This is a genomic window from Amycolatopsis thermalba, assembly GCF_023376025.1.
Lineage (GTDB): Bacteria > Actinomycetota > Actinomycetes > Mycobacteriales > Pseudonocardiaceae > Amycolatopsis_E > Amycolatopsis_E thermalba.
In genome coordinates this window covers 5,762,562-5,782,280 of record NZ_CP091196.1, presented here as the reverse complement: position 1 = coordinate 5,782,280, position 19,719 = coordinate 5,762,562, and the positions used below count along the sequence as shown (strand labels likewise).

Sequence of the window (19,719 nt, the reverse complement as noted above, 5' to 3'; positions counted from 1 at the left end):
AGCCCCAGATGTCATCACTCACAGTGCCCATCCCGCCGGACCTCAGCCCGGCGTGTCGGGCCAGAAACACCGATCTTGAAACAGTCCCGCAAAGCCAGATGAGCGGTGTGGCGAGGTCGATCGTGCTCCGGTAGGAGGTGGCGGTTGAGCTTGGCCCTGTGGCCCGGACACCTAACCTGAGGTGACCGTCGGTTACCGGGGAGGATGTTGCGGTGCCTGCACCACACCCGCCTGAGTTCCGTCAGCGCGCCGTCGAGTTGGCCCGTCTGGGCGACAAACCGGTCGCTGCGCTGGCGAAGGACCTGGGCATCAGCGAGTCGTGTCTGCGGAACTGGATGGCCCAGGCGGACGCCGATGAGAACGGTAGTTCGGCGCGGCTGACCAGTGCGGAGAAGAAGGAACTGGCCGAGCTGCGGAAGAAGAACCGGCAGCTCGAGTTGGAGAACGAGATCCTTAAACGGGCAGCGGCCTATTTCGCCCGGGAAAACATCCTCCCAAAGTAATCTACCCGCTGGTCCGCGAGTTAGCCGACGACGGTATTGATGTCGCGGTGGCCTGCCGGGTGTTGAAGGTTTCCCGTTCCGGCTATTACGAGTGGCACACGCGGCCGCCCGCCGCTCGTGACGAGGAGAACGAATTGTTACTCAAGCACATCCGGTCCATTCACGCCGAGTCGCGCGGCACCTATGGTTGGCCGCGGGTGCACGCCGAGCTCACGCTCGGGCTGGGCCTGCCGGTCAACCACAAACGGGTCGCACGACTCATGCGACAGGCCGGCATCCAGGGCCTCTACCGGCGCCGCCGACGAGGCTGCACCGTGCGCGACCCCGCCGCAGAACCGGCCTCTGACCTGGTCAACCGCAACTTCACGGTGGACCAGCCAAACCGCCTGTGGATCACCGACATCACCGAGCACCCCACCGAGGACGGAAAGGTGTACTGCGCGGCAGTGATGGACGCCTATTCCCGGCTCATCATCGGCTGGTCGATCGCCGACCACATGCGCTCCGAACTGGTCACCGACGCACTCGGCATGGCCATTCTCCGCCGAAACCCCGAAACCGGAACCACAATCCTACATTCCGACCACGGCGCGCAATACACATCCTGGGCGTTTGGTCAGCGACTCCGATCAGCTGGCCTGCTCGCCTCGATGGGCACCGTCGGCGACTGCTACGACAATTCCATGATGGAATCCTTCTGGGGCACCCTGCAACTCGAACTCCTCGACTCCAAACAGTGGAAAACCAGCGAGGAACTTGCCAATGCCATCTTCGAATGGATAGAATGCTGGTATAATCCGAAACGGAGACATTCCAAAATCGGAATGCACAGCCCCGTCACGTTTGAAGCCCTGCACACGGAGTCAGACCAAGATCACTGACCCCACACCCGAAGTGTCCGGCGAACGGGGGCAAGCTCAGGTCTTGTCGAATCGGGTGGCGGTGGCGCGGAACTGTTTGAGGCGGTCGAAGCATCGTTCGACGATGTTGCGGCGTTTGTGGCTGGCGCGGTCGAAGGCCGGTGGGCGTCCACCGGCCCGGCCGCGGCGCCGCCGGTCACCACGATCGACAAGGGCCGTCCGTGACCGTCGCAGGCGAGGTGGATCTTGGTGGTGGGTCCGCCGCGGGACCGGCCGTTGGCGTGATCATCTGCCACTGCTCATCAGGCAGCTCGTGCCCACGCACCACAACCCAAGATCGAACCAGCTCGAACCACCGACTTTGAGGACACGCTTTAGGCCTCGATGAGGCCGATCCGCACCGTGCCGTCGGGGTCCACGGCCCAGCCGGAGTTGTGCGCGATCTCCCAGATGAGGCCGATCGGGTCGCGGAAGTGGCCGTGGTAGCCGCCGAACGCGGCGCGCTGCCCGGGTTTGAGGATCTCCGCGCCGGCCCGCTCCGCGGCCGCCAGGAGGCGGTCCACCTCGTCCGGGCCGGGCAGGTTGTGCGACAGGGTGAGCCCGGCGGGGCCGGTGACGTCGGTGGTGTTCAGGTCCTCGGCGAACTTCACGGCGTCGAACAGGCCGAGCGCGACCCCGTGGGCGACCTGGAAGAACAGGATCTCGCCGGGCACGTCCAGCAAGGGCTGCCAGCCGAGCCCGTCCACGTAGAACCCCCTGGCGGCATCGAGGTCCTGGGTGGACACCGTGATGATCTGCACGCTTTGTTCCATACTCGGCAGCATGGCAGCCGCGACGGGGGACGCCTTGAACGAAACGGACACCTACCGCGAATGGGTGGGTTCCGGTGTCGTGCGCTGCTGGTGGGCGCAGCGGGTGCCGGGCGAGTTCGTGCAGCGGGTGGTGCCGGACGCGGCGGCGGACGTGATCGTGGCCTCGACCGGCGCGGCCTACCTGGTGGGGCCGACGTTGTCGCCGGCGCTGCACCGGTTGCCGCCCGGCGCGGAGCTGCGCGGGCTGCGGCTGCGCACCGAGGCGATCGCGGCGGTGCTGGGCCTGCCCGGGCACGAGGTGCGGGACGCGGTGGTGCCGCTGACCGCGGTGCTGCCGGACGCCGCCGCGCGGGCGGTCGCGGAGTCGGTGTGGCACGGGTCGTTCCCGTCGGTGCTGCGTCCCCGGCCGGGTGATGCGCGCGTCCGCCACGCGGTGAGCCGGATCTGGCGCGGCGCGTCGCTGGACTCGGTGGCGGAGGAGGTGGCGCTGACCGGCCGCCAGTTGCGCCGGCTGGTCGTTCAGCAGGCCGGCCTGGGGCCGAAGGCGCTGCAGCGCGTGGCGCGGTTCCAGCGTTTCCTGCGCAGTGCGGACGCCGCCCGCCCGACGTCGCTGGCGGACTCCGCGGCGGCCGCCGGGTTTGCCGATCAGGCTCACCTGACGCGTGAGACGCGTGAGCTGGCCGGGGTGACGCCGGCGGTGCTGGTCCGCGAGCGGCACGGGCTGGCGGCCCCGGACCCGGCGGCCGCGGTGGCCGTGTTCTAGGTGTGCTGTGCGGTGGAGTTGGTTCAGGGGTGGCTGGAGTTTGGTCGTCGAGCAGGGTGTGGTGGGAGTGTTCGCGGACGCCGGGGTACGCCGGCCAGGCCCACCTGGCGCGTGAGCTGGCCGGGGTGACGCCGGCGGTGCTGGTCCGCGAGCGGCACGGGCTGGCGGCCCCGGACCCGGCGGCCGCGGTGGCCGTGTTCTAGCGCACCGGGAGGAGCCGCGGGTCCGTCGTGCCGGTCAGCCAGGCTCGCAGGACCTCGTTGAACAGCGCGGTGTCCTCCACGTTCCAGATGTGGTGCATGCCCGGCGCGAGCCGCACCTGGGCCTGCGGCGCGATGCGGGCCAGCGTCGCCAGGGAGCGGCGCACCACCACGTCCTCCTTCTCACCCGCGATCGCCAGCAGCGGGCCCGCGTAGTCGCCCACGCCCGCGGGCACGCCGCGCGCGTACACGTCGGCGAACATCGCGGACGCGGTCTCGCGGCGCACCGACAACCCGTGCGCCACATAGCGTTCGCGGGCCCCGGCCGGCAGCCCAAACCCCGCGGCCAGGGCCCGCCAGAACCACGGCGCCCGCCAGAACAGCAGCTGCAGCCGGGCGACCAGGCGCACCGCCGCGCCGGGCCGCGCGAGCGGCGCCCCGGTCAGGAACGCCGAGCGCACGCGGCCGGGATGCCGGGCCAGCACCCGCACCGCCGTCACCGCGCCCAGCGAGAGCCCGACGAGATCGAACGGGCCGTCCACGCGGCGCGCGCTCACCCGGGCCACCACGTCGTCGGCCACCGCGTCCAGACCCGGCCAGTCCTCGCCGCCCCGCTCCCCGAACCCGGGCAGGTCCGGGGTGAGCACCGTCCGATCCGTCAGGGCGGCGACCTGCGGCTCCCACATCCAGTTCGCCGCGTTGCCGCCGTGCAACATCACCAGCGGCGGGGTGCGCGGTGTCCGTGCGGGCGGGGTGCACCTCGGGGAAGCCGGTCACGCGATCTCCTCCTCGACCGCGTCGAGCCAGGCGAGTTCGGTGCGCAGGTGCGCGATCCCGTTGTCCAGCGTCGCCAGGCGGAGCCGGGCGCCGCGGTGGTTGCGGATCGCATGTCTTCGAAACGCGCCAGCCGCGCCCGGACCTCCTCCCGTGCCGGGCGAGCAGCGGCCGGAGGCCGTCGTCGTCGAGACCGTCGCCGAAGAACACACGCGCCAGGAACGGGTCCCGTTCGACGTGGCGCTCCGGCTCACTGGCGAGCCACTCGGCGAGAGCCGCCCGGCCGGCCGCGGTGATGCGGTGCTCCTGCCGGTCCGGCGCCCGGTCCCCGGCCACCTCCGCGTGGCCGTCGGCGACCAGCCGGGCCAGCGTCCGGTCGGCCGATCAGAAGTGCCCCACGGTGGAGTCGAAGTGGCGCTGGACAATCCACCTCTTCGACCTGTCATCTAGCTGTGCTCGGAGACGAGCACCGCGCGCGTGCCGGGTTCCAGGGCCTGGAAGATGTGCTCCACGTCGCCGGGATAGGCGATGTAGTCACCGGGGGCGAGTTCCACCGGCTCGTCGACCAGGCCGACCAGGGCGCGGCCCGCGCTGAGGACCACGTGCTCCACCACGCCCGGCATGTGCGGGTCCGAGCGGCGCGGCGGGCCCGGCTCGGCCGCGATCCGGAAGAGGTCGCGGCGCGCGTTCGGCGGGCAGGACGCCACCAGCGTCGCGACGTAGTCCGAGCGCTCGGAGTAGAACGTCGGGCCCTCGTCGGCGCGGATGACCTGCACCTGCGGCCGCACCGGTTCGACGAGCCGCGCGAACGGCACGTCGAGCACCACGCTCAGCGCCCACAGCGTCTCCACGCTCGGGTTGCCGCCGCCGGCCTCCAGCTGGGACAACGTCGACTTGGCGATACCCGCCCGCTTGGCGACCTCCGTGAGGGACAGCCCAGTGCGGGCGCGTTCGCGCCGCAGGGAAGCCGCGATGACGTCGAGTGGTGCGCCGCGCTCGGCCATGCTTGTTCGCTCCAGAAGTCCGGTTGTTCGGCTTGACGAACAGTCGTGCGTCTGTTCAGTATAGAAGGCGATGCGTACGATCTACCGAACACTCGACCGTCGCCTGGTGCGCGACGTCGCCCTGGTGGCGCTCGCCGACGGGGTCGTCGGCGTGTCCTACGGCGCCATCAGCACCGGATCCGGCTTCGGCGCCTGGCTGCCGGTGGTGATGTCGCTGCTGGTGTTCGCCGGTGCGTCCCAGTTCCTGTTCGTCGGGCTGGTGGCCGCCGGGGGCAGCCCGTTCGCGGCGGCAGTCGCCGGGCTGCTGGTGAACAGCAGGCACCTGCCGTTCGGTATGGCGGTCAGCGACGTGCTCGGCCGCCGCGGGCGCGTCCTGGGCAGCCACCTGATGACCGACGAGAACGTGGCGTTCGCGATGGCGGAGGAGGACGCCGGGCGCCGCCGCGCCGCGTACTGGGCGTGCGGGATCAGCATCTTCGTGTGCTGGAACGTCGGGGTGGTCGCGGGTGCGTTCGCGGGCACGGCCATCGGCGACACCGACGCGTTCGGGCTGGACGCCGCGTTCCCGGCCGTGTTGCTCGCGCTGGTGCTGCCGTCGCTGCGGGACCGGCCGACCCGTCACGCGGCGCTGGCCGGCGCGGTGATCGCGCTCGCCGTGACGCCGGTCCTGCCCGCGGGCCTGCCGGTGCTGCTCGCGCTGGCCGGCGTGCTGGTGCTGGTGGGGCGGCGATGACGACCCTGCTGATCGCGATCGCGGTCCTGGCCGTGGGCACGTTCGCGTTCCGGTTCGCCGGGCCGCTGCTGCAGACCCGGATGCCGCCCAGGGTGCAGAACCTGATGACGATCTCGGCGACGGTCCTGCTGGTCGCCGTGGTGGCGACGAGCGCGCTGACGGAGGGGCACGGTTTCGCCGGGTTCGCCCGCCCGATCGGGGTCGCGGTCGGCGGCGTCCTCGCCTGGCGGAAGGCGCCGTTCCTGGTGGTGGTCGTGACCGCCGCGGCGGTCACGGCGCTGCTGCGGCTGGCCGGCGTGCCCTGACCCCGCCGGTGGCCATTGCCCGGTTGCGTTTGAGCCGGTTGATGCAGCACTCCACCGCGTGCTGCTGCTTGGAGACCTCTGGAGCTGGGGCATCCGTAGCGCGGGCCTACCCGTGCAGCCTGCTGGCCTCCGCGCGGATCGCCTCCGACAGGGCCGCCGTGGGGCCGCGTGGTGTGGCCGACCGGGTCGTCAGCAGGAACTGCACCTCGCCGGGGTCGGGCAGGCCGTGGCCGGGCGGCAGTTCCACCAGCCCGGCCGGGATCAGGCTCCGCGCGAACACCACGACCCCCAGCCCGGCCAGGGCCGCGGCGCGCAGGCCGTTCAGGCTGCCGCTCGTGCACACGATCCGCCACGGCTTCCCGTTGTCCTGCAACGACTCCAGTGCCCGGGCGCGGGTGATGCTCGGCGGCGGGTAGGCGATCAGCGGCACCGGCGCGCCCGGCTCCAGCGTGAACCCCTCGCGCCCCACCCACACCAGCGGGTCCGTCCACAACGGACTACCCGGTTCGTCACCCGCGCGGCGCTTGCCCAGCACCAGGTCCAGCTCGCCCGCGCGCAGCTTCTCGTGCAGCACGCCGGACAGGTCCACCGTCAGTTCCAGGTCGACCAGCGGGTGCAGCCGCCGGAACTCGCGCAGGATCTCCGGCAGCGGCCCGACCACGAAGTCCTCCGAGGCGCCGAACCGGACCCGCCCGCGCAGCTCCGGCCCGGCGAAGTAGGCCAGCGCCCGCTCGATGTCCTCCAGGATCGTCCCGGCGAAGCCGATCATCGCCTCGCCGTCGGGCGTCAGCGCAACCGAGTGCGTGTCGCGCAGCAGGAGTTGCTGCGACGTGGCCTCCTCGAGTTTGCGCACGTGCTGGCTCACCGTCGACTGCCGCAGCCCGAGCCGCTGCCCGGCGCGCGTGAAACTACGCGTCTCGGCCACCGTCAGGAACGTCCGCAGCCACACCGGATCGAGCACCGCGACCTCCATCGCGAATCGCGATAGCAGTTATGCCCTTCATCATACTTCACAATCGGCGCACTTCAGCGGACGATCGAAGACGTGAAAAGCCCAGCCGCGCTCCTCGCCAAGCTCCGCATCGACCCGTTCATCCTCGGCATCCTCGCCGCGGTCGGGATCGCCTGCCTGGTACCGGCGCGCGGCCAGGGCGCGGAGGTCGCCTCCTGGGTCACCTCGATCGGCGTCGGCGCCCTGTTCTTCCTCTACGGCGCGCGCCTGTCCACCGCCGAGGCCGTGGCCGGGTTCAAGCACTGGCGGCTGCACCTGGTGATCCTCGTCTCCACCTTCGTGCTGTTCCCGCTGCTCGGCCTCGCCACGAAACTCCTCGAACCCGGCGTGCTGACCCCCGCGCTGGTGGCCGGCGTCATCTTCCTGTGCACGCTGCCGTCGACGGTGAACTCCTCGATCGCGTTCACCTCGATCGCCAAGGGCAACGTGGCCGCCGCCATCTGCGCCGCGTCGTTCTCCAGCCTGCTGGGCATCGTCGTCACGCCGCTGCTGGTCGCCCTGCTGCTGCACAGCACCGGCAACGGCTTCTCGCTCGACGCCGTGACCTCGATCGTGCTGCAGCTGCTCGTGCCGTTCGTCGCCGGGCAGATCGCGCGGCGCTGGATCGGCGGTTTCCTCACGCGGCACAAGAAGATCCTCGGCCGCGCCGACCGCACCGTGATCCTGCTGGTGGTCTACGCGGCCTTCAGCGAAGGTGTTGTCGCCGGGATCTGGCACCAGCTGACCCCGCTCGCGCTCGGCGCGCTGGTGGTGGTCAACCTGGCGCTGTTCTACGCGGTGTTCTGGATCCTCAAGCTGGTCACGCCGAAGCTCGGCTTCGACCGCGCGGACCGCGTCGCGATCATCTTCGCCGGGTCGAAGAAGAGCCTCGCCAGCGGGCTGCCGATGGCCGCGGTCCTGTTCCCGGCGCAGACGGTCGGCCTGATCGTGCTGCCGCTGATGCTGTTCCACCAGGCCCAGCTCATGATCTGCGCGGTGCTCGCGCGGCGGTGGGGCGCCCAGGCCGAAGCCGGCCAACCCGCCGCGGCCGGGGTGCGTTAGCCGTTCCCAAGTGGCGGACCTCGTTTCCCACCTTTCGGACACCGGTTACCATTGCGCGCATGACGTCGGTGATCGAGCGCCTGCGAGGGGAGTCCCCGGCGTTCTCCATTGAGTTCTTCCCGCCCCGCGACGCGGCGGACGAGGCCGTGCTGTGGCGGTCGATCCGCGAGCTGGAGCCGCTGGACCCCGCGTACATGTCGATCACCTACGGCGCGGGCGGGTCGAGCCGGGACGGCACCATCCGCAGCATCGCGCGGGTGGCGACCGAGACCACGCTGGTGCCGATGGCGCACCTGACCGCGGTCGACCACTCCGTCGCCGAGCTGCGCAACGTCATCGGCTGGTACGCCGCCGTCGGCGTGCGGAACATCCTCGCGCTGCGCGGCGACCCGCCGGGCGACCCGTACGGCGAGTGGGTGCCGCACCCGCAGGGCCTGAGCTACGCCGAGGAACTGGTCGCGCTGGTCCGCTCGCTGGGCGACTTCTGCGTCGGCGTCTCCGCGTTCCCCTACGGCCACCCGCGCTCGCTGGACCTGGACACCGACACCAAGTACCTGGTGCGCAAGTTCCGCGCCGGCGCCGACTTCGGCATCGCCCAGCTGTTCTTCGAGGCCGAGGACTTCCTGCGGCTGCGCGACCGGGTCGCCGCCGCGGGCTGTGACGCGCTGCTCATCCCCGGTGTGATGCCGCTGACCACGCCGCGCACGTTGCACACCACGATCCGCCTGTCCGGCGCGCCCGCGCCGCGGCGCCTGCTCGACCGGCTCGAACCGCTGGCCGGCGACCCCAAGGCGTTCCGCGCCGAAGGGCTGGACGTGGTCACCGAGCTGTGTGAGCGGCTCATCGCCGAAGGCGTGCCGGACCTGCACTTCTACACCTTCAACCGCTCCAAGGCGACGCGTGAGGTGGTTCGCAGGCTCGGCCTGGTGCCCGCGCGTGCGTAAACCCGGTTGCCGCGTTCGGTAGGTTGCATCCATGGGCGTGCACCAGATCTGTGACCAGTTCGTCGAGGACTTCGCCGCCGCGCACCCGGTCGCGGCCACCGAGATGGGCATCCCGGGCTACGACGACCAGCTGACCGACTACTCGCCGGAGGGCCACGCCGCCCGCGCCGCCCTGGCGCGGCGGGCGCTGGACGCCGTCACCGCCGCCGAGCCGGCCGACGCCGGGGAGCGCGCGGCCAAGGCGGTGTTCACCGAGCGGATCGGGCTGGACCTGGAGATCCACGACGCCGGCCTGGACGTCGCGTCGCTCAACGTCATCGCGAGCCCGGTGCAGGACCTGCGCATGGTGTTCGACCTCATGCCCACCGACACGCCCGAGCAGTGGGCCACCATCGCCCAGCGCCTGGCCAAGGTCCCGGACGCGGTCGACGGTATCCGCGCGTCGCTGCTGGCCGCCGTCGAGGCCGGCAACGCGCCCGCGCTGCGCCAGGTCACCAAGGTCGCCGAGCAGGCCGAGACGTGGGCCGGGCTGTCCGGGGAGACCGGCTTCTTCCAGAACCTGGTCGCCGGAGCGCCCGAGGGTGCCGTGCGCGAGGACCTCGACCGCGGTGCCCGCGCCGCCCAGGAGGCCTACGCCGAGCTCGCCGGGTTCCTGCGCGCCGAGCTGGCGCCGAAGGCCCGCACGAAGGACGCCGTCGGCGAGGACGCCTACCGGCTCTGGTCGCGGTACTTCATCGGCGCCAAGCTCGACCCGCGCGAGTCCTACGAGTGGGGCTGGGCCGAGTTCCTGCGCCTGGAGGCGGAGATGAAGGCCGTCGCCGAGCGCATCGCGCCGGGCGGCACCCTCGCCGACGCCGCCGCCGCGCTGGACGCGAACCCGCGCTACCGCGTTCAGGGCCGCGACGCCTTCCAACGGTGGATGCAGCAGCTGTCCGACAACGCGCTGGCCGAGCTGCGCGGCAAGCACTTCGACATCCCGGACCCGCTGATGGCCCTGGACTGCCGGATCGCGCCGCCCGGCGGTGGCGCCGGCGCGTACTACACGGGCCCGAACGAGGACTTCACCCGCCCCGGCACCATGTGGTGGTCGCTGCCCCCGGGCCGCGACGAGTTCACCACCTGGCGCGAGGTCAGCACCGTCTACCACGAGGGCGTGCCGGGCCACCACCTGCAGATCGCCACCGCGGTGCACGAGCGGTCGCTCAACCGGTTCCAGCGGCTGCTGGCGTTCACCTCCGGCCACGGCGAGGGCTGGGCGCTCTACGCCGAGCGGCTGATGCAGGACCTGGGCTACCTCGCCGACGACGGCGACCTGCTGGGCATGTTGTCCGAGCAGCTGTTCCGCGCCGCACGCGTGATCGTCGACTTCGGCATGCACCTGGAGCTGGAGATCCCGTCCGGCACCGGGTTCCACGAGGGCGAGCGGTGGACGCCCGCCCTCGGCCTGGAGTTCATGCTGACCCGCACGATCACCGACGAGCCGCTGGTGCGCGACGAGATCGACCGCTACCTCGGGTGGCCCGGCCAGGCCCCGGCGTACAAGCTGGGGGAGCGCCTGTGGATCGAGGCGCGCGAGGACGCGCGCAAGCGCCAGGGCGACGCCTTCGACCTCAAGGACTTCCACACGAAGGCCCTCCGCCTGGGCGGCATGGGCCTGGACACCTTGCGCGAACAACTCGCCGAACTCGACTAGGGGAGTTTTACTTTGGCTTGCGTGGCGGTGCGGGTAGCAGAACCTGAGGCGGCCCCTCGCTGTGGGATCGCCTCCTCATGAATGCCCATTCACCACGTCGGCGCTGTCCTCGCGAGGAGCCACCTCAGAACCCGCGGCGGTGCCGGTTGACAGCCCACCGCAAGCGGCTCCGCCGCTTATGAACAACGACTGAAGGATGTGCTGATGCACCGGGTCTTCCTGGTCACGCCGCCGCCCCCGGCCTAGCGGGGCGGTCGCTGCACGCCGCACACTTGCGGCTTCACCAAGCACCACGGGTTCCGTGGTGCCGCATCGCCCCGCGTCCGCGGCACTGTCCACATCAGACGCTGGAGCGAATCCTTCATGTCCGTTTCCGTCGACGCGCCCGTGCGCGCTCGTTCGTCGTTCACCTTGCTGGTCGCCGGGGTGCTGTGGGGCACCGGTGGCCTGTCCGGGTCCCTGCTCGCCACCCGCGGTGGCCTGTCCCCGATTTCCGTTGCCACGTACCGGTTGCTGATCGGCGGCGCCGCGCTCGTGCTGTTCCTGTGGGTCACCCGGAACCTGCGCGGAATGGTCTGGACCAAGCCGGTGGTCCGCCGGATCGCCCTGGCCGGCGGGCTCCTCGGCTCGTTCCAGGCCTCCTACTTCGCGGCGGTCACGCTGACCTCGGTCGGCACCGCGACCATGGTGACCATCGGCAGCGTGCCGGTGTTCGTCACCGCCGCCACGGCCGTGCGGGCCCGGCAGCTGCCCGGTCCGCTGACCCTGGTGTCGGTCGCCCTCGGGCTGGCCGGGCTGGCGCTGCTGTCCGCCACGCCCGGGCAGGGCGGCTGGCGGCTGCTCGGCGGCGTGGCGTTCGCGCTGGCCGCCGGCGCCGGGTTCAGCGTGCTGGCCCTGGCACTGCGCCGTCCCGTCGCGGGCCTGGACTACCAGCGCACCACCGCGTTCGGCCTGCTCACCGGCGGCTTGCTGCTGCTGCCCGCCGGGCTGGTCCTCGGGATGGCGCTGCCGCTGCGGCTCGACGTGCTGGCGGTCGCGGTGTACTTCGGCGTCGTGCCCACCGGGCTCGGCTACGTGCTGTACTTCCGCGTCCTCGGTGCCGCGCGGCCGGTGATCGCCGCGCTGGCGACGCTGCTGGAACCGCTCACCGCGGCGATCCTGTCCGCCGTCGTCCTGCACGAGGACCTCGGCATCCAGGGCTGGTGCGGCGCCGGGCTGCTGGCCGCCGGACTGCTGGTCGGTTACCTGCGGTCCTGAGGCTCCAGGGGCAGGGCGCGGCCGAGGATGGCGAACGGGCGTGGATCACCGGCGAAGTGGTAGTCGCGCAGCGCGTCGACGAACCCCATGCGCCGGTACAGTTTCCACGCCCGGCTCGGCCCCTCCGGCGTCGACAGCAGCACGTGCCGGTTGGGCACGCCGTCGAGCAGGCGGCGCAGCAGGTCCTCACCGATCCCGCGGGCCTGGCTCGCGGGGCGGACGTGGATCTCGGTCAGCTCGAAGTAGTCGGCCAGCCACCGCTGCGCGAGCTGCTCGCCGCCGGCCGAGGTCAGCCCGCGCCGCACCTGCTCGTGCCACCACTGGCCGGGCGCGCCCCGGTAGCCGTAGGCGATGCCGAGCATCGTGCCCTCGGCGTCGAGCGCGGCGATGCAGCGCCAGCCCTCGCGCAGCGCGTGCGTCAGCCACATCGGGGCGCGCTGCTCGGCCGTGCCCGGCGGGTAGCGCATCGCCTCGACGTAGATCGCCAGCGCCTCCCGCAACCGGGCGCGGAAGTCGTCGGCGGACAGCCGCGCGTAGTGCAGGGACGTGGTCATGACGCCACGTCCGCGGGCTGTCCGCCGGTCACGGCCACGAGGTCGGCGAACGTGGTCGGGAAGACCGACTTCGCGTGCCCGGCCGCCGCCCACACGGTGTCGTAGGCCCGCAACGCGGTGTCGACGAGGGTGAGCACCGGCGCCGGGTGCCCGAGCGGGGCGACGCCGCCGATGGCCTGGCCGGTGTGCTCCCGCACGAACGCCGGATCCGCCTTCTCGACCGACTCGGCGCCGATCAGCGCGGCCAGGGTTGCGGTGTTGGCGCGGTGGGCGCCCGAGGTCAGCGACAGCAGCGGGGCGGTCCGGTCGGCGAACACCGCGCGGAAGACGAGGCTGTTCGCGATCGCGCCCACCTCGACTCCGAGGGCCTCGGCGGCCTGCGCGGCCGTGCGCACCTCGGCCGGCAGGATGCGGATGCCGGCAGCGGCGTCGTGCCTGCCCGCCTCGGCGAGCGCGGCAGCGACCTTGGCGACCGCCGGATGGTCCAGGCTGCTCATACCGATATGAGATCACGCGCCGCGACGGGCGGCGACGCGTATCCCCGGTCAGTCGTCCGCGGCGGGCCCGGAGTTCCCGGGCGTGGGTCTTTTCACGCCCACCCGGCGAACCTGCTTTTCCTTGCCCGCCAACGATATCGTGTGCCGATGTTCTCCTCCCCGGCGTGGCTCGGCTGGTCGCTGGCCGGCCTGTTCACGGTGCTCGCGATCGGCGCGCTGGCCCAGGTGCTCGCGCCCGGCGCCCGGTCGTGGGCGGCCTGCCGCGACGGGGTGACCGGTGACCGGGAATCCGCGCTCGCGCACGCGGTGATGGCCGTGGCGATGGCGCTGATGTCCGTGCCGTGGGGCAATTCGGTTCCGGCGCTCGCGTGGCAGGTCGTGTTCGTGGCGATGGCGGCGTGGTTCGCGGCGACGTTGTTCCGCGCCGCGCCCGGCGTGCCCCGGTGGCGTTCGGCGGCGACGCACCACCTGCTGGGTGCGGTCGCGATGCTCGCGATGGTCAGCGCCATGGACGGCGCGCCCGCGACGAGCGGTGACCACGGCGGGCACTCCGCCGCGTCCGCCGGGTTCCTGCTGCCCGCCGTGATGGCCGGCCTGGTGGTCTACTTCGCCGCCGACACCGCCGTGTCCGGCTGGCGCGTGATCCGCGGCGGGGCCGGAGCCACCCGGGCGGTGATGGGTGCCGGCATGGCGGCGATGCTCGTGCCGATGCTGTAGGAAATCGGTTTGAGTCTCCAGTGGCGGGAGACTTTAGCGTCCCGCGTATGACGATCACGGTTCTGGACACCTACCCCGCCATGCGGCGGATCCTGCGCGCCCCGCGAGTGGAGCGGCCCGCGCTGCTCGACGCGATGCTGCGGCCCGCGGCGGGCATGTACCGCTACTTCCCGGGCGAGGTCGACCTCGTCGCCATGCACCGCATGGGCTCGGGCTTCCCGATCGACCGCGACGAGGACCGGTGCCTGGAGGCGCTGGAGGCGTTGCGCGAGGCCGACGCGTGGGGCCGGATCGAGCGGGCGCTGCACGACGCGGTCGCCGTGCAGCTGGACGCGACCCCGGACATCACGGTGCCCGACCTCACCGTGCTCATCGTTCTCGGCGATCCCGGGGACGAGCACTTCCTGGGCCCGAGCCTGGGCATGACGGCCAACGGCAGCGTGTCCGGCTACATCTTCCTGAACTTCTGGCCGTACCCGGAGAACCTGGCGCGGCTGGAGGCGACGGCGGTCCACGAGCTGAACCACAACCTCCGTTACTCCCGCGGCGGTGTCGTGTGGAACCCGGCGACGGTCACGGTGGGGGAGCAGGTGGTGTCCGAGGGGCTGGCGGACGCGTTCGCGCGCCAGCTGTACGGCGACGAGCTCGGCTACGCCCGCGTCGGCGTGCCGCACCTGCACGACGACGCGGTGTTCGACAAGGTCGTGTCCGGCCTGGAGGTGACCGGGATGCAGAACTTCACCGCGTGGGTGCACGGCGACGCCCACGCGATCCGGTACGGCGCCACCCCGGTCGGGCTGCCCACCGGCGCCGGTTACGCCGTCGGCAACCGGCTGGTCGACGCGTACCTGGCCGCGACGGGACGCACCGCGGCGCAGGCACTGCTGGCGGACAGCCGGGAGGTCATCGACACCGCCCTCAGCTCGCGGAGCGCCGCCCCCGGACGATGACCGCGACGGTGCCGGCTATGGCGGCGGCCACGACCACCGCGATGACGACCCAGGCCCACACCGGGAACCCGCCGCCGGACGGCTCGGCGGCCTGCGGGGCCTGGGTCGCCGGGGGAACCGGCGCCGACGACGGTGCCGCCGAGGGCGACGGTGTGGAGGCCGGCGCGGTGAGCGAGAAGTTGATCCGGCCGGTGATCGGGTCGCCGTCGGCCGCGACGATCGACCAGGTGAGCACGTAGGCCCCGGCCGGACCGGACGGCTGGACCGGCGCGGTGAGGGTCCGGTCGGTCACCGTCGCCGGGCCGACCGTCCACTGCGCACCTTCGGGCCGGTGATCCGGATCGGCTCGGCGGGCAGGGTGAACGAGCCGCCGAACTTGAGGCTCACCTGGCTCGGCGCGGCGGACAGCGCCGCGCCTTCGGCCGGGTCGCTGCTCTGCAACGTGGTGTGGGCCAGCGCGGCCGGCGCGGCGACCAGGAGAGCGGTGATCAGCGCACCGGCCAGGACGGACAGACGCCGCAGCAGCATGGACGCACCTTCCGTGGGGAATCGGGTGTGGGGAGGCCCCCGGGTCAAGGTCGTCCGGAGCCGCGGAGAAGTTCCGCCGCCGGGGCGAGTGACACCGGGCAGGTGGGCTGGGGGCGGACCGGCCCGGCGTGACGTCCTGCAGGTCGCCGCGTCACCCGGTGCGGTTCCGGCGGAGATTCGGCATTCCCCGATCGTGTGATCGAACGCGGTCGAGTGCGGCACACCACGTCATTCGAGGACTTGAACGAACAGGTGTTCGAAGCTACTCTGGAAGTCGATCGAACAAGAGTTCGACATCCGGTGAGCGCTCGCCGGTCAGGACACCCGGTGCCGGAACGGGGGAAGCGTTTCGGCACCGGGTGGCCGCCACCGCACGTTGTCCGCAAGGGAGGGGCAATGTCCATTGCCGTCGCATCCCACGCCGAGGAGAGGCAGCCGGCGCTGCCGCTACCGGTCCGTCCGCCGGCGGCACCCGCCGCCACGGCCCTGCTCGCCGACGCCCGGCGGGGCATCGCCGAAGCCCGGCACGCCGCCCAGCCGGCACCCAAGTTCATCGCGGCCTACCTGGCCGCGCTCCGCGCGGGCGCCGCGGTGCTCGCCGCGCGCGGCCGTCCGCACCGCGGCCGGGCCCGCCCGGCCAGCGTGTGGGTGCTGCTCGAGACGGCGGCACCCGAGCTGACCGACTGGACGGCGTACTTCGCCGCGCACTCGGCCGCCCGCGCCGCCGCCCAGGCCGGCAACACCCGTCGCGTCACCGCCGAACGGGCGGAGGAGTTGCTGCGCCAGGCCGCGTCGTTCGTCGAGCTGGCTCGCAACCTCGTGCACGGGCGGGAGCCGGTGACCAGGCCGGGCCGGGCGCGGCAGTGCGACGCGCCGCCTGCCCTGGGGAAGGCACCCCGGCGGCGATGAGCGGGCAAGCACTCGTCGGCCACGACCGCCTGCTGGACGTACTGGGCGCCGAGGCCGAGCTGCTCACCGCGACGGCGCGGGAAGCGGCGCCGGACACGCCGGTGCCCACCACGCCCGGTCTCACGATCGGCGAGGTGGTCCGGCACGTCGGCGGCGTCTACCGGGTCGCCACCGGCTGGATGACCGAGGGCAGGCGCCCCCGGGTCTGGCAGGAGAACCCGGCGGACGGCCAGAGCGGCGAGGAGTACCTGCGGGAGGGGCTCGCGGCGCTGCACCGCGAGCTGACCTCGCACGATCCGGCCGAGTACGCGGCCAGCTGGTGGCCGGCGGACCGCACGTACGGGTTCTGGTGCCGCCGCATGGCGCACGAGACCACCGTGCACCGGATCGACGTCCAGAACGCCGCGGACGTGATCGTGGCCGAGGTCGGCGACGACGTGGCCATCGACGGCGTGGACGAGGTCCTGGCGCTGTGGTTCGGGCAGCGGCTGCCGATGCTCGGGCTGTCCGGCACGTCCACCGGGACGGTCGCCATCCGCACCGGCGGCCACAACTGGATCGCCCGCGCCGGGCCCGGCGAGACGGTCGCGTGGCGCTGTTCCGACGCCGACGCCGAACGGGCCGACGGGATCGTCACCGGCTCGCCGATGGCGGTCTACCAGTGGCTGTGGGGCCGGCTCGGGCACGGATCGGTGACCTGGGAGCGCAGCGACGATCCGATCGGCCAGTTCTGGGCGTTGCTGCGGCTGGCGACGAAATAAATCCGGGCGTGGGGAAGCGTTGCCGGATATCGTCGCCGTCATGGCGACGCGACTGGACAGTCTCGTGATCGACGCGAACCGGCGCAGGCAGCTGGCGGAGTTCTGGTCGGAACTGCTGGGCTGGCCGATCACCTTCGAAGACGACGAGGAGGTCGACGTCGAGGCGCCCGCGGACGGCATCGACCTCGTCTTCGTCACGGTCCCCGAGGCGAAGGACCCGGCGGTGAAGAACCGGGTGCACCTGGACCTGCCCAGCGCCTCACCGGAGGACCAGGCGGCGAAGGTGGACCGGGCGCTGGCCCTGGGCGCGCGGCGGATCGACATCGGGCAGGGCGAGGTGCCCTGGGTGGTGCTGGCCGACCCGGAGGGCAACGAGTTCTGCGTGCTCGAACCGCGGCCCGGCTACACCACGACGGAGGCCGTCGCGGCGGTCGTCGTGGACGCCCGGGATCCGCTGGCGCTGGCGGGGTTCTGGGCGGACGCCACCGGGTGGCGGATCGCCAGCCAGGAGCCGGAGATCGTCGGGCTGCGCGCGCCGACCGGGCGCGGGCCGTGGCTGGAGTTCCTGCGCAGCGACGAGCCCAAGGACCACAAGAACCGGCTGCACCTGGACGTGGCCCCGTTCGCGGACGGCGACACGGCCGTCGAAGCGGACCGGTTGTGCGGGCTCGGCGCGCGGCGGATCGACCTCGGGCAGGGCGAGGTCACCTGGGAGGTCCTGACCGATCCCGAGGGCAACGAGTTCTGCGTGTTGTCGCCGCGCTGAGTGTTTCGGCGCCGTTGCCTTCCGGCGCGGCACCCTGACAAGGGCGAAACACCCGCGCCCACGGCCGGCAACAACCGCGCGCGATCGTTACCCGATGGAGATTCGCACGCGAAGAGCGCAGACGGTGCCGCGGCCGGTGATCGCCGAGGCGGACGGCTCGGTGATCTGGCGCGTCCGCATCCGGATGGACGACCACCCGGGCATGCTGGCGCGCATCGCCATCCGGATGGCCGACCTGGAGTGCAACATCCTCGGCCTGACCGTGCTGCCGGTGCCCGGCGGCGTGCTCGACGAGGTGGTGATCCGGCCCGCGACGGGGCTGACCAAGGAGCAGCTGGTCACGGCGATCGGGGCCGAGGGCTGCGAGTGCGCGTCCATCACGGACGCCGACGTGCGTGAGCTGGTGGACGCCTCCGCCGCGACGCTCACCGCGGCCGGCCGGGCGGTCGACGATCCGTCCCGCCGGGCCGAGGTGCTGCGCGAGGTGCTGGCCGCGGACCTGGTCACGGTCGTCCCGCTGGCCGAGGCGAACCCGGCCCGCGTCGAGGGCGGTCATCGCGTGGTGTTCGCGGTGGACGGGGAGACGGCGCTGGTGGCGCGGCGGCGGTGGGCGCCGTTCGTGCAGCTGGAACTGGCCCGCGCGGAGGCGTTGCTGGGGCTGCTGGACCGCGCCCGGCGCAACGTGACCAGCCCGCTGGCGCTGACCTGCGCGGATGGCGCGGCGATCGTGCTGCGCGAAGGCAAGCCCGGCGACGCGGAGGCGGTGTCCGCGATGCACGCCCGGTGCTCGATGACGACGCTCTTCGCGCGCTACCACACCGGGATGCGCACGATGCCGCGCCGGTGGCTGCACCGCCTGCTGGTGCCGCCGCGGGGCCTGAGCCTGCTGGCGGTGTGCGGACGCGAGGTGGTCGGCGTGGGACAGCTCATCCCGGGCGCGACGGGCGAGATCGCCGAGGTCTCGCTGCTGGTCGAGGACGCCTGGCAAGGCAACGGCGTGGGCACCGCGCTGATGAAGCGCCTGGCGGAGATCGCCACGGCGCGGGGATGCCGGCGCCTGGTGGCGGTGTCACTGCCGGGCCGGGACGGGATCTACCGCACCGCCCAGCGGGCGGGGCTGGCGCCGGAGCCCCCGGAGGAGGAGGGGCTGTTGCGGATCGGCCTGGCGGCGGCGGGGGCCCGCGTGCTGGGTGAGGTGTAGCTTCGGCCGCCCTCGCGCACGCGGCATTCAAGCGTCGCCCATGGTGGGAAACGCTGTGCGGCGCTCCACGGCACACGGCGCTGAGGTGTGCCGCCGGTGGCGGCCGTCCAACCGTGCCGTTCGGGAGCCGGGGTGGCCACTGCCCCCTCCGGGGCAGGACTGCTGGTGCTGGTCAGCGCGACTTCGCCGGGATCGGCGCCGGGGTATGGCTGCTGGGCGCAGCCCGCCGGTCATGGCCGTGGTGCCGGGTCGCTCGGCTTCGCCGGGGTGGTGCCTGCTGATGCCGCGTCGGTTCGGGCCTTGCCGGGGTGGTGGCCAGGCCGCGGTGCTGCGTCGGCTCGGCTCCGCCGGGGTCGGGGTGGCGTCAGCGGCTCCAGAACCAGTCCTTGTCCCGCGCCTGCTTCAGCGCCTCCCGCTTCCGGTCCTTCTCCAGCCGGTCCAGGTAGAGCGTTCCGTCGAGGTGGTCGGTTTCGTGCTGGAGGCACTGCGCCAGCACGCCCTCGCCCTCCACGGTGACCGGCTCGTTGCGCAGGTCGACCCCCTTCACGACCGCGCGCTTCGCCCGGCGGGTCGGGAACCACAGCTCCGGCACGGACAGGCAGCCCTCGTTGATCTCGTGCGTCTCCTCGGACAGCTCGACGATCTCCGGGTTGATCACGTACCCGAACAGGTTGTCCACCTCGTAGCTGAACACCCGCAGGCTCACCCCGATCTGCGGCGCCGCCAGCCCGGCGCGCCCGGCCGGCCGCACCGTGTCGAGCAGGTCGGTCACCAGCTGCTCGACCCCCTTGTCGAACTTGGTCACGGGCTCGCAGACCGTCTTGAGCACCGGGTCGCCGAAGTACCGCAGCTCCCGCAACGCCATCAGGTCGTCCTCTCACTCGATCGGGTCACGAAAAGTAAATCGTGTTCGCCCGGAGTGAGCCAACGGAGGG

At 72.3% G+C, this 19,719-nt stretch carries 25 protein-coding genes and 1 pseudogene; 15 read left to right on the top strand and 11 right to left on the bottom strand.

From position 1 onward, the window contains the following. Nucleotides 1-212: 212 nt before the first annotated feature. A protein-coding gene (locus L1857_RS28015) for an IS3 family transposase (protein WP_369806867.1) occupies nt 213-1,384 on the top strand; the annotation gives its coding sequence in 2 pieces (ribosomal slippage) (nt 213-501 and nt 501-1,384; 1,173 coding nt in all). 36 nt (nt 1,385-1,420) lie between these two features. Here L1857_RS28015 and L1857_RS28010 read toward each other — a convergent pair. Together L1857_RS28010 and L1857_RS28000 are read right to left on the bottom strand one after the other, a co-directional pair. Beyond that, nucleotides 1,421-1,644, bottom strand: a pseudogene (locus tag L1857_RS28010) (hypothetical protein); the annotation flags it as partial. 93 nt (nt 1,645-1,737) lie between these two features. Continuing rightward, on the bottom strand, nt 1,738-2,175 hold the full coding sequence (locus tag L1857_RS28000) for a VOC family protein (RefSeq protein ID WP_094004409.1): 438 nt from the start codon (nt 2,173-2,175) through the stop codon (nt 1,738-1,740). Between the two features lie 10 nt (nt 2,176-2,185). Here L1857_RS28000 and L1857_RS27995 point away from each other — a divergent pair, with 10 nt between their 5' ends. Both L1857_RS27995 and L1857_RS27990 read left to right on the top strand, forming a co-directional pair. Continuing rightward, nucleotides 2,186-2,938 (top strand): helix-turn-helix domain-containing protein, encoded by a 753-nt coding sequence (locus L1857_RS27995; protein ID WP_249466759.1) that lies wholly within the window; start codon nt 2,186-2,188, stop codon nt 2,936-2,938. Between the two features lie 29 nt (nt 2,939-2,967). Beyond that, nucleotides 2,968-3,141 (top strand): hypothetical protein, encoded by a 174-nt coding sequence (locus tag L1857_RS27990; protein WP_162831171.1) that lies wholly within the window; start codon nt 2,968-2,970, stop codon nt 3,139-3,141. On the opposite strand, the gene L1857_RS27985 is transcribed toward L1857_RS27990, so the two are convergent. The 3 genes from L1857_RS27985 to L1857_RS27975 all read right to left on the bottom strand — a co-directional run bounded on the left by L1857_RS27985 (nt 3,138) and on the right by L1857_RS27975 (nt 4,916). After that, on the bottom strand, nt 3,138-3,854 hold the full coding sequence (locus L1857_RS27985) for an alpha/beta fold hydrolase (protein ID WP_249467491.1): 717 nt from the start codon (nt 3,852-3,854) through the stop codon (nt 3,138-3,140). The two genes, L1857_RS27990 and L1857_RS27985, sit on opposite strands and share 4 nt — an antisense overlap. A 57-nt stretch (nt 3,855-3,911) precedes the next feature. Further along, entirely contained in the window at nt 3,912-4,166 is a 255-nt protein-coding gene (locus L1857_RS27980; protein WP_205413341.1) for a hypothetical protein, read from the bottom strand. Between the two features lie 192 nt (nt 4,167-4,358). Next, entirely contained in the window at nt 4,359-4,916 is a 558-nt protein-coding gene (locus L1857_RS27975; protein ID WP_094007455.1) for a helix-turn-helix domain-containing protein, read from the bottom strand. Between the two features lie 70 nt (nt 4,917-4,986). Here L1857_RS27975 and L1857_RS27970 point away from each other — a divergent pair, with 70 nt between their 5' ends. After that, complete coding sequence (locus L1857_RS27970) at nt 4,987-5,649, top strand: AzlC family ABC transporter permease (protein WP_094007456.1); 663 nt, start codon at nt 4,987-4,989, stop codon at nt 5,647-5,649. Beyond that, nucleotides 5,646-5,954, top strand: a complete 309-nt coding sequence (locus tag L1857_RS27965) for an AzlD domain-containing protein (protein ID WP_094007457.1) — start codon at nt 5,646-5,648, stop codon at nt 5,952-5,954. Before L1857_RS27970 ends, L1857_RS27965 begins: the two co-directional genes overlap by 4 nt. A gap of 106 nt (nt 5,955-6,060) precedes the next feature. On the opposite strand, the gene L1857_RS27960 is transcribed toward L1857_RS27965, so the two are convergent. Continuing rightward, nucleotides 6,061-6,927, bottom strand: a complete 867-nt coding sequence (locus tag L1857_RS27960) for a LysR family transcriptional regulator (protein ID WP_094007458.1) — start codon at nt 6,925-6,927, stop codon at nt 6,061-6,063. Nucleotides 6,928-6,999: 72 nt separating this feature from the next. On the opposite strand from L1857_RS27960, the gene L1857_RS27955 reads away from it, so the two are divergent. From L1857_RS27955 to L1857_RS27940, 4 genes are all read left to right on the top strand, one after another. Beyond that, nucleotides 7,000-8,007: a bile acid:sodium symporter family protein gene (locus L1857_RS27955; protein WP_116112527.1), complete on the top strand. Its 1,008-nt coding sequence runs from the start codon at nt 7,000-7,002 to the stop codon at nt 8,005-8,007. A gap of 59 nt (nt 8,008-8,066) precedes the next feature. Further along, nucleotides 8,067-8,951, top strand: a complete 885-nt coding sequence (locus tag L1857_RS27950) for a methylenetetrahydrofolate reductase (protein ID WP_094007460.1) — start codon at nt 8,067-8,069, stop codon at nt 8,949-8,951. Nucleotides 8,952-8,982: 31 nt separating this feature from the next. Beyond that, on the top strand, nt 8,983-10,644 hold the full coding sequence (locus tag L1857_RS27945) for a DUF885 domain-containing protein (RefSeq protein WP_249466756.1): 1,662 nt from the start codon (nt 8,983-8,985) through the stop codon (nt 10,642-10,644). A 363-nt stretch (nt 10,645-11,007) separates the two neighbouring features. Then, entirely contained in the window at nt 11,008-11,901 is an 894-nt protein-coding gene (locus tag L1857_RS27940; protein WP_249466753.1) for a DMT family transporter, read from the top strand. On the opposite strand, the gene L1857_RS27935 is transcribed toward L1857_RS27940, so the two are convergent. Both L1857_RS27935 and L1857_RS27930 read right to left on the bottom strand, forming a co-directional pair. Then, nucleotides 11,886-12,455 (bottom strand): GNAT family N-acetyltransferase, encoded by a 570-nt coding sequence (locus L1857_RS27935; protein ID WP_116112539.1) that lies wholly within the window; start codon nt 12,453-12,455, stop codon nt 11,886-11,888. The genes L1857_RS27940 and L1857_RS27935 overlap by 16 nt on opposite strands. Then, complete coding sequence (locus L1857_RS27930) at nt 12,452-12,952, bottom strand: YbaK/EbsC family protein (protein ID WP_094007464.1); 501 nt, start codon at nt 12,950-12,952, stop codon at nt 12,452-12,454. The genes L1857_RS27935 and L1857_RS27930 overlap by 4 nt, the downstream gene beginning before the upstream one ends. 147 nt (nt 12,953-13,099) lie before the next feature. Here L1857_RS27930 and L1857_RS27925 point away from each other — a divergent pair, with 147 nt between their 5' ends. Together L1857_RS27925 and L1857_RS27920 are read left to right on the top strand one after the other, a co-directional pair. Then, on the top strand, nt 13,100-13,669 hold the full coding sequence (locus L1857_RS27925; RefSeq protein ID WP_116112588.1) for a DUF5134 domain-containing protein: 570 nt from the start codon (nt 13,100-13,102) through the stop codon (nt 13,667-13,669). 47 nt (nt 13,670-13,716) lie between these two features. After that, the gene (locus tag L1857_RS27920; RefSeq protein ID WP_094007465.1) at nt 13,717-14,619 is read left to right on the top strand and encodes a DUF2268 domain-containing putative Zn-dependent protease; all 903 of its coding nucleotides are present in this window, start codon (nt 13,717-13,719) and stop codon (nt 14,617-14,619) included. Here L1857_RS27920 and L1857_RS35895 read toward each other — a convergent pair. Together L1857_RS35895 and L1857_RS35890 are read right to left on the bottom strand one after the other, a co-directional pair. Beyond that, nucleotides 14,588-14,911 (bottom strand): copper resistance protein CopC, encoded by a 324-nt coding sequence (locus L1857_RS35895; RefSeq protein ID WP_488153999.1) that lies wholly within the window; start codon nt 14,909-14,911, stop codon nt 14,588-14,590. The two genes, L1857_RS27920 and L1857_RS35895, sit on opposite strands and share 32 nt — an antisense overlap. Further along, nucleotides 14,908-15,147, bottom strand: a complete 240-nt coding sequence (locus L1857_RS35890; protein WP_488153998.1) for a copper resistance protein CopC — start codon at nt 15,145-15,147, stop codon at nt 14,908-14,910. The genes L1857_RS35895 and L1857_RS35890 overlap by 4 nt, the downstream gene beginning before the upstream one ends. 396 nt (nt 15,148-15,543) lie before the next feature. On the opposite strand from L1857_RS35890, the gene L1857_RS27910 reads away from it, so the two are divergent. The 4 genes from L1857_RS27910 to L1857_RS27895 all read left to right on the top strand — a co-directional run bounded on the left by L1857_RS27910 (nt 15,544) and on the right by L1857_RS27895 (nt 18,784). Beyond that, entirely contained in the window at nt 15,544-16,056 is a 513-nt protein-coding gene (locus tag L1857_RS27910) for an SAV_6107 family HEPN domain-containing protein (protein WP_116112544.1), read from the top strand. Next, nucleotides 16,053-16,817 (top strand): maleylpyruvate isomerase N-terminal domain-containing protein, encoded by a 765-nt coding sequence (locus tag L1857_RS27905; protein ID WP_094007468.1) that lies wholly within the window; start codon nt 16,053-16,055, stop codon nt 16,815-16,817. The genes L1857_RS27910 and L1857_RS27905 overlap by 4 nt, the downstream gene beginning before the upstream one ends. Before the next feature lie 40 nt (nt 16,818-16,857). Continuing rightward, nucleotides 16,858-17,583, top strand: coding sequence for a VOC family protein (locus tag L1857_RS27900; RefSeq protein WP_249466750.1), 726 nt, complete (start codon nt 16,858-16,860; stop codon nt 17,581-17,583). Nucleotides 17,584-17,767: 184 nt separating this feature from the next. Then, nucleotides 17,768-18,784: a GNAT family N-acetyltransferase gene (locus tag L1857_RS27895; protein WP_249467490.1), complete on the top strand. Its 1,017-nt coding sequence runs from the start codon at nt 17,768-17,770 to the stop codon at nt 18,782-18,784. Nucleotides 18,785-19,148: 364 nt separating this feature from the next. Here L1857_RS27895 and def read toward each other — a convergent pair whose 3' ends face one another. Further along, nucleotides 19,149-19,649, bottom strand: coding sequence for a peptide deformylase (def, locus tag L1857_RS27890; protein WP_094007471.1), 501 nt, complete (start codon nt 19,647-19,649; stop codon nt 19,149-19,151). Nucleotides 19,650-19,719: the final 70 nt, after the last annotated feature.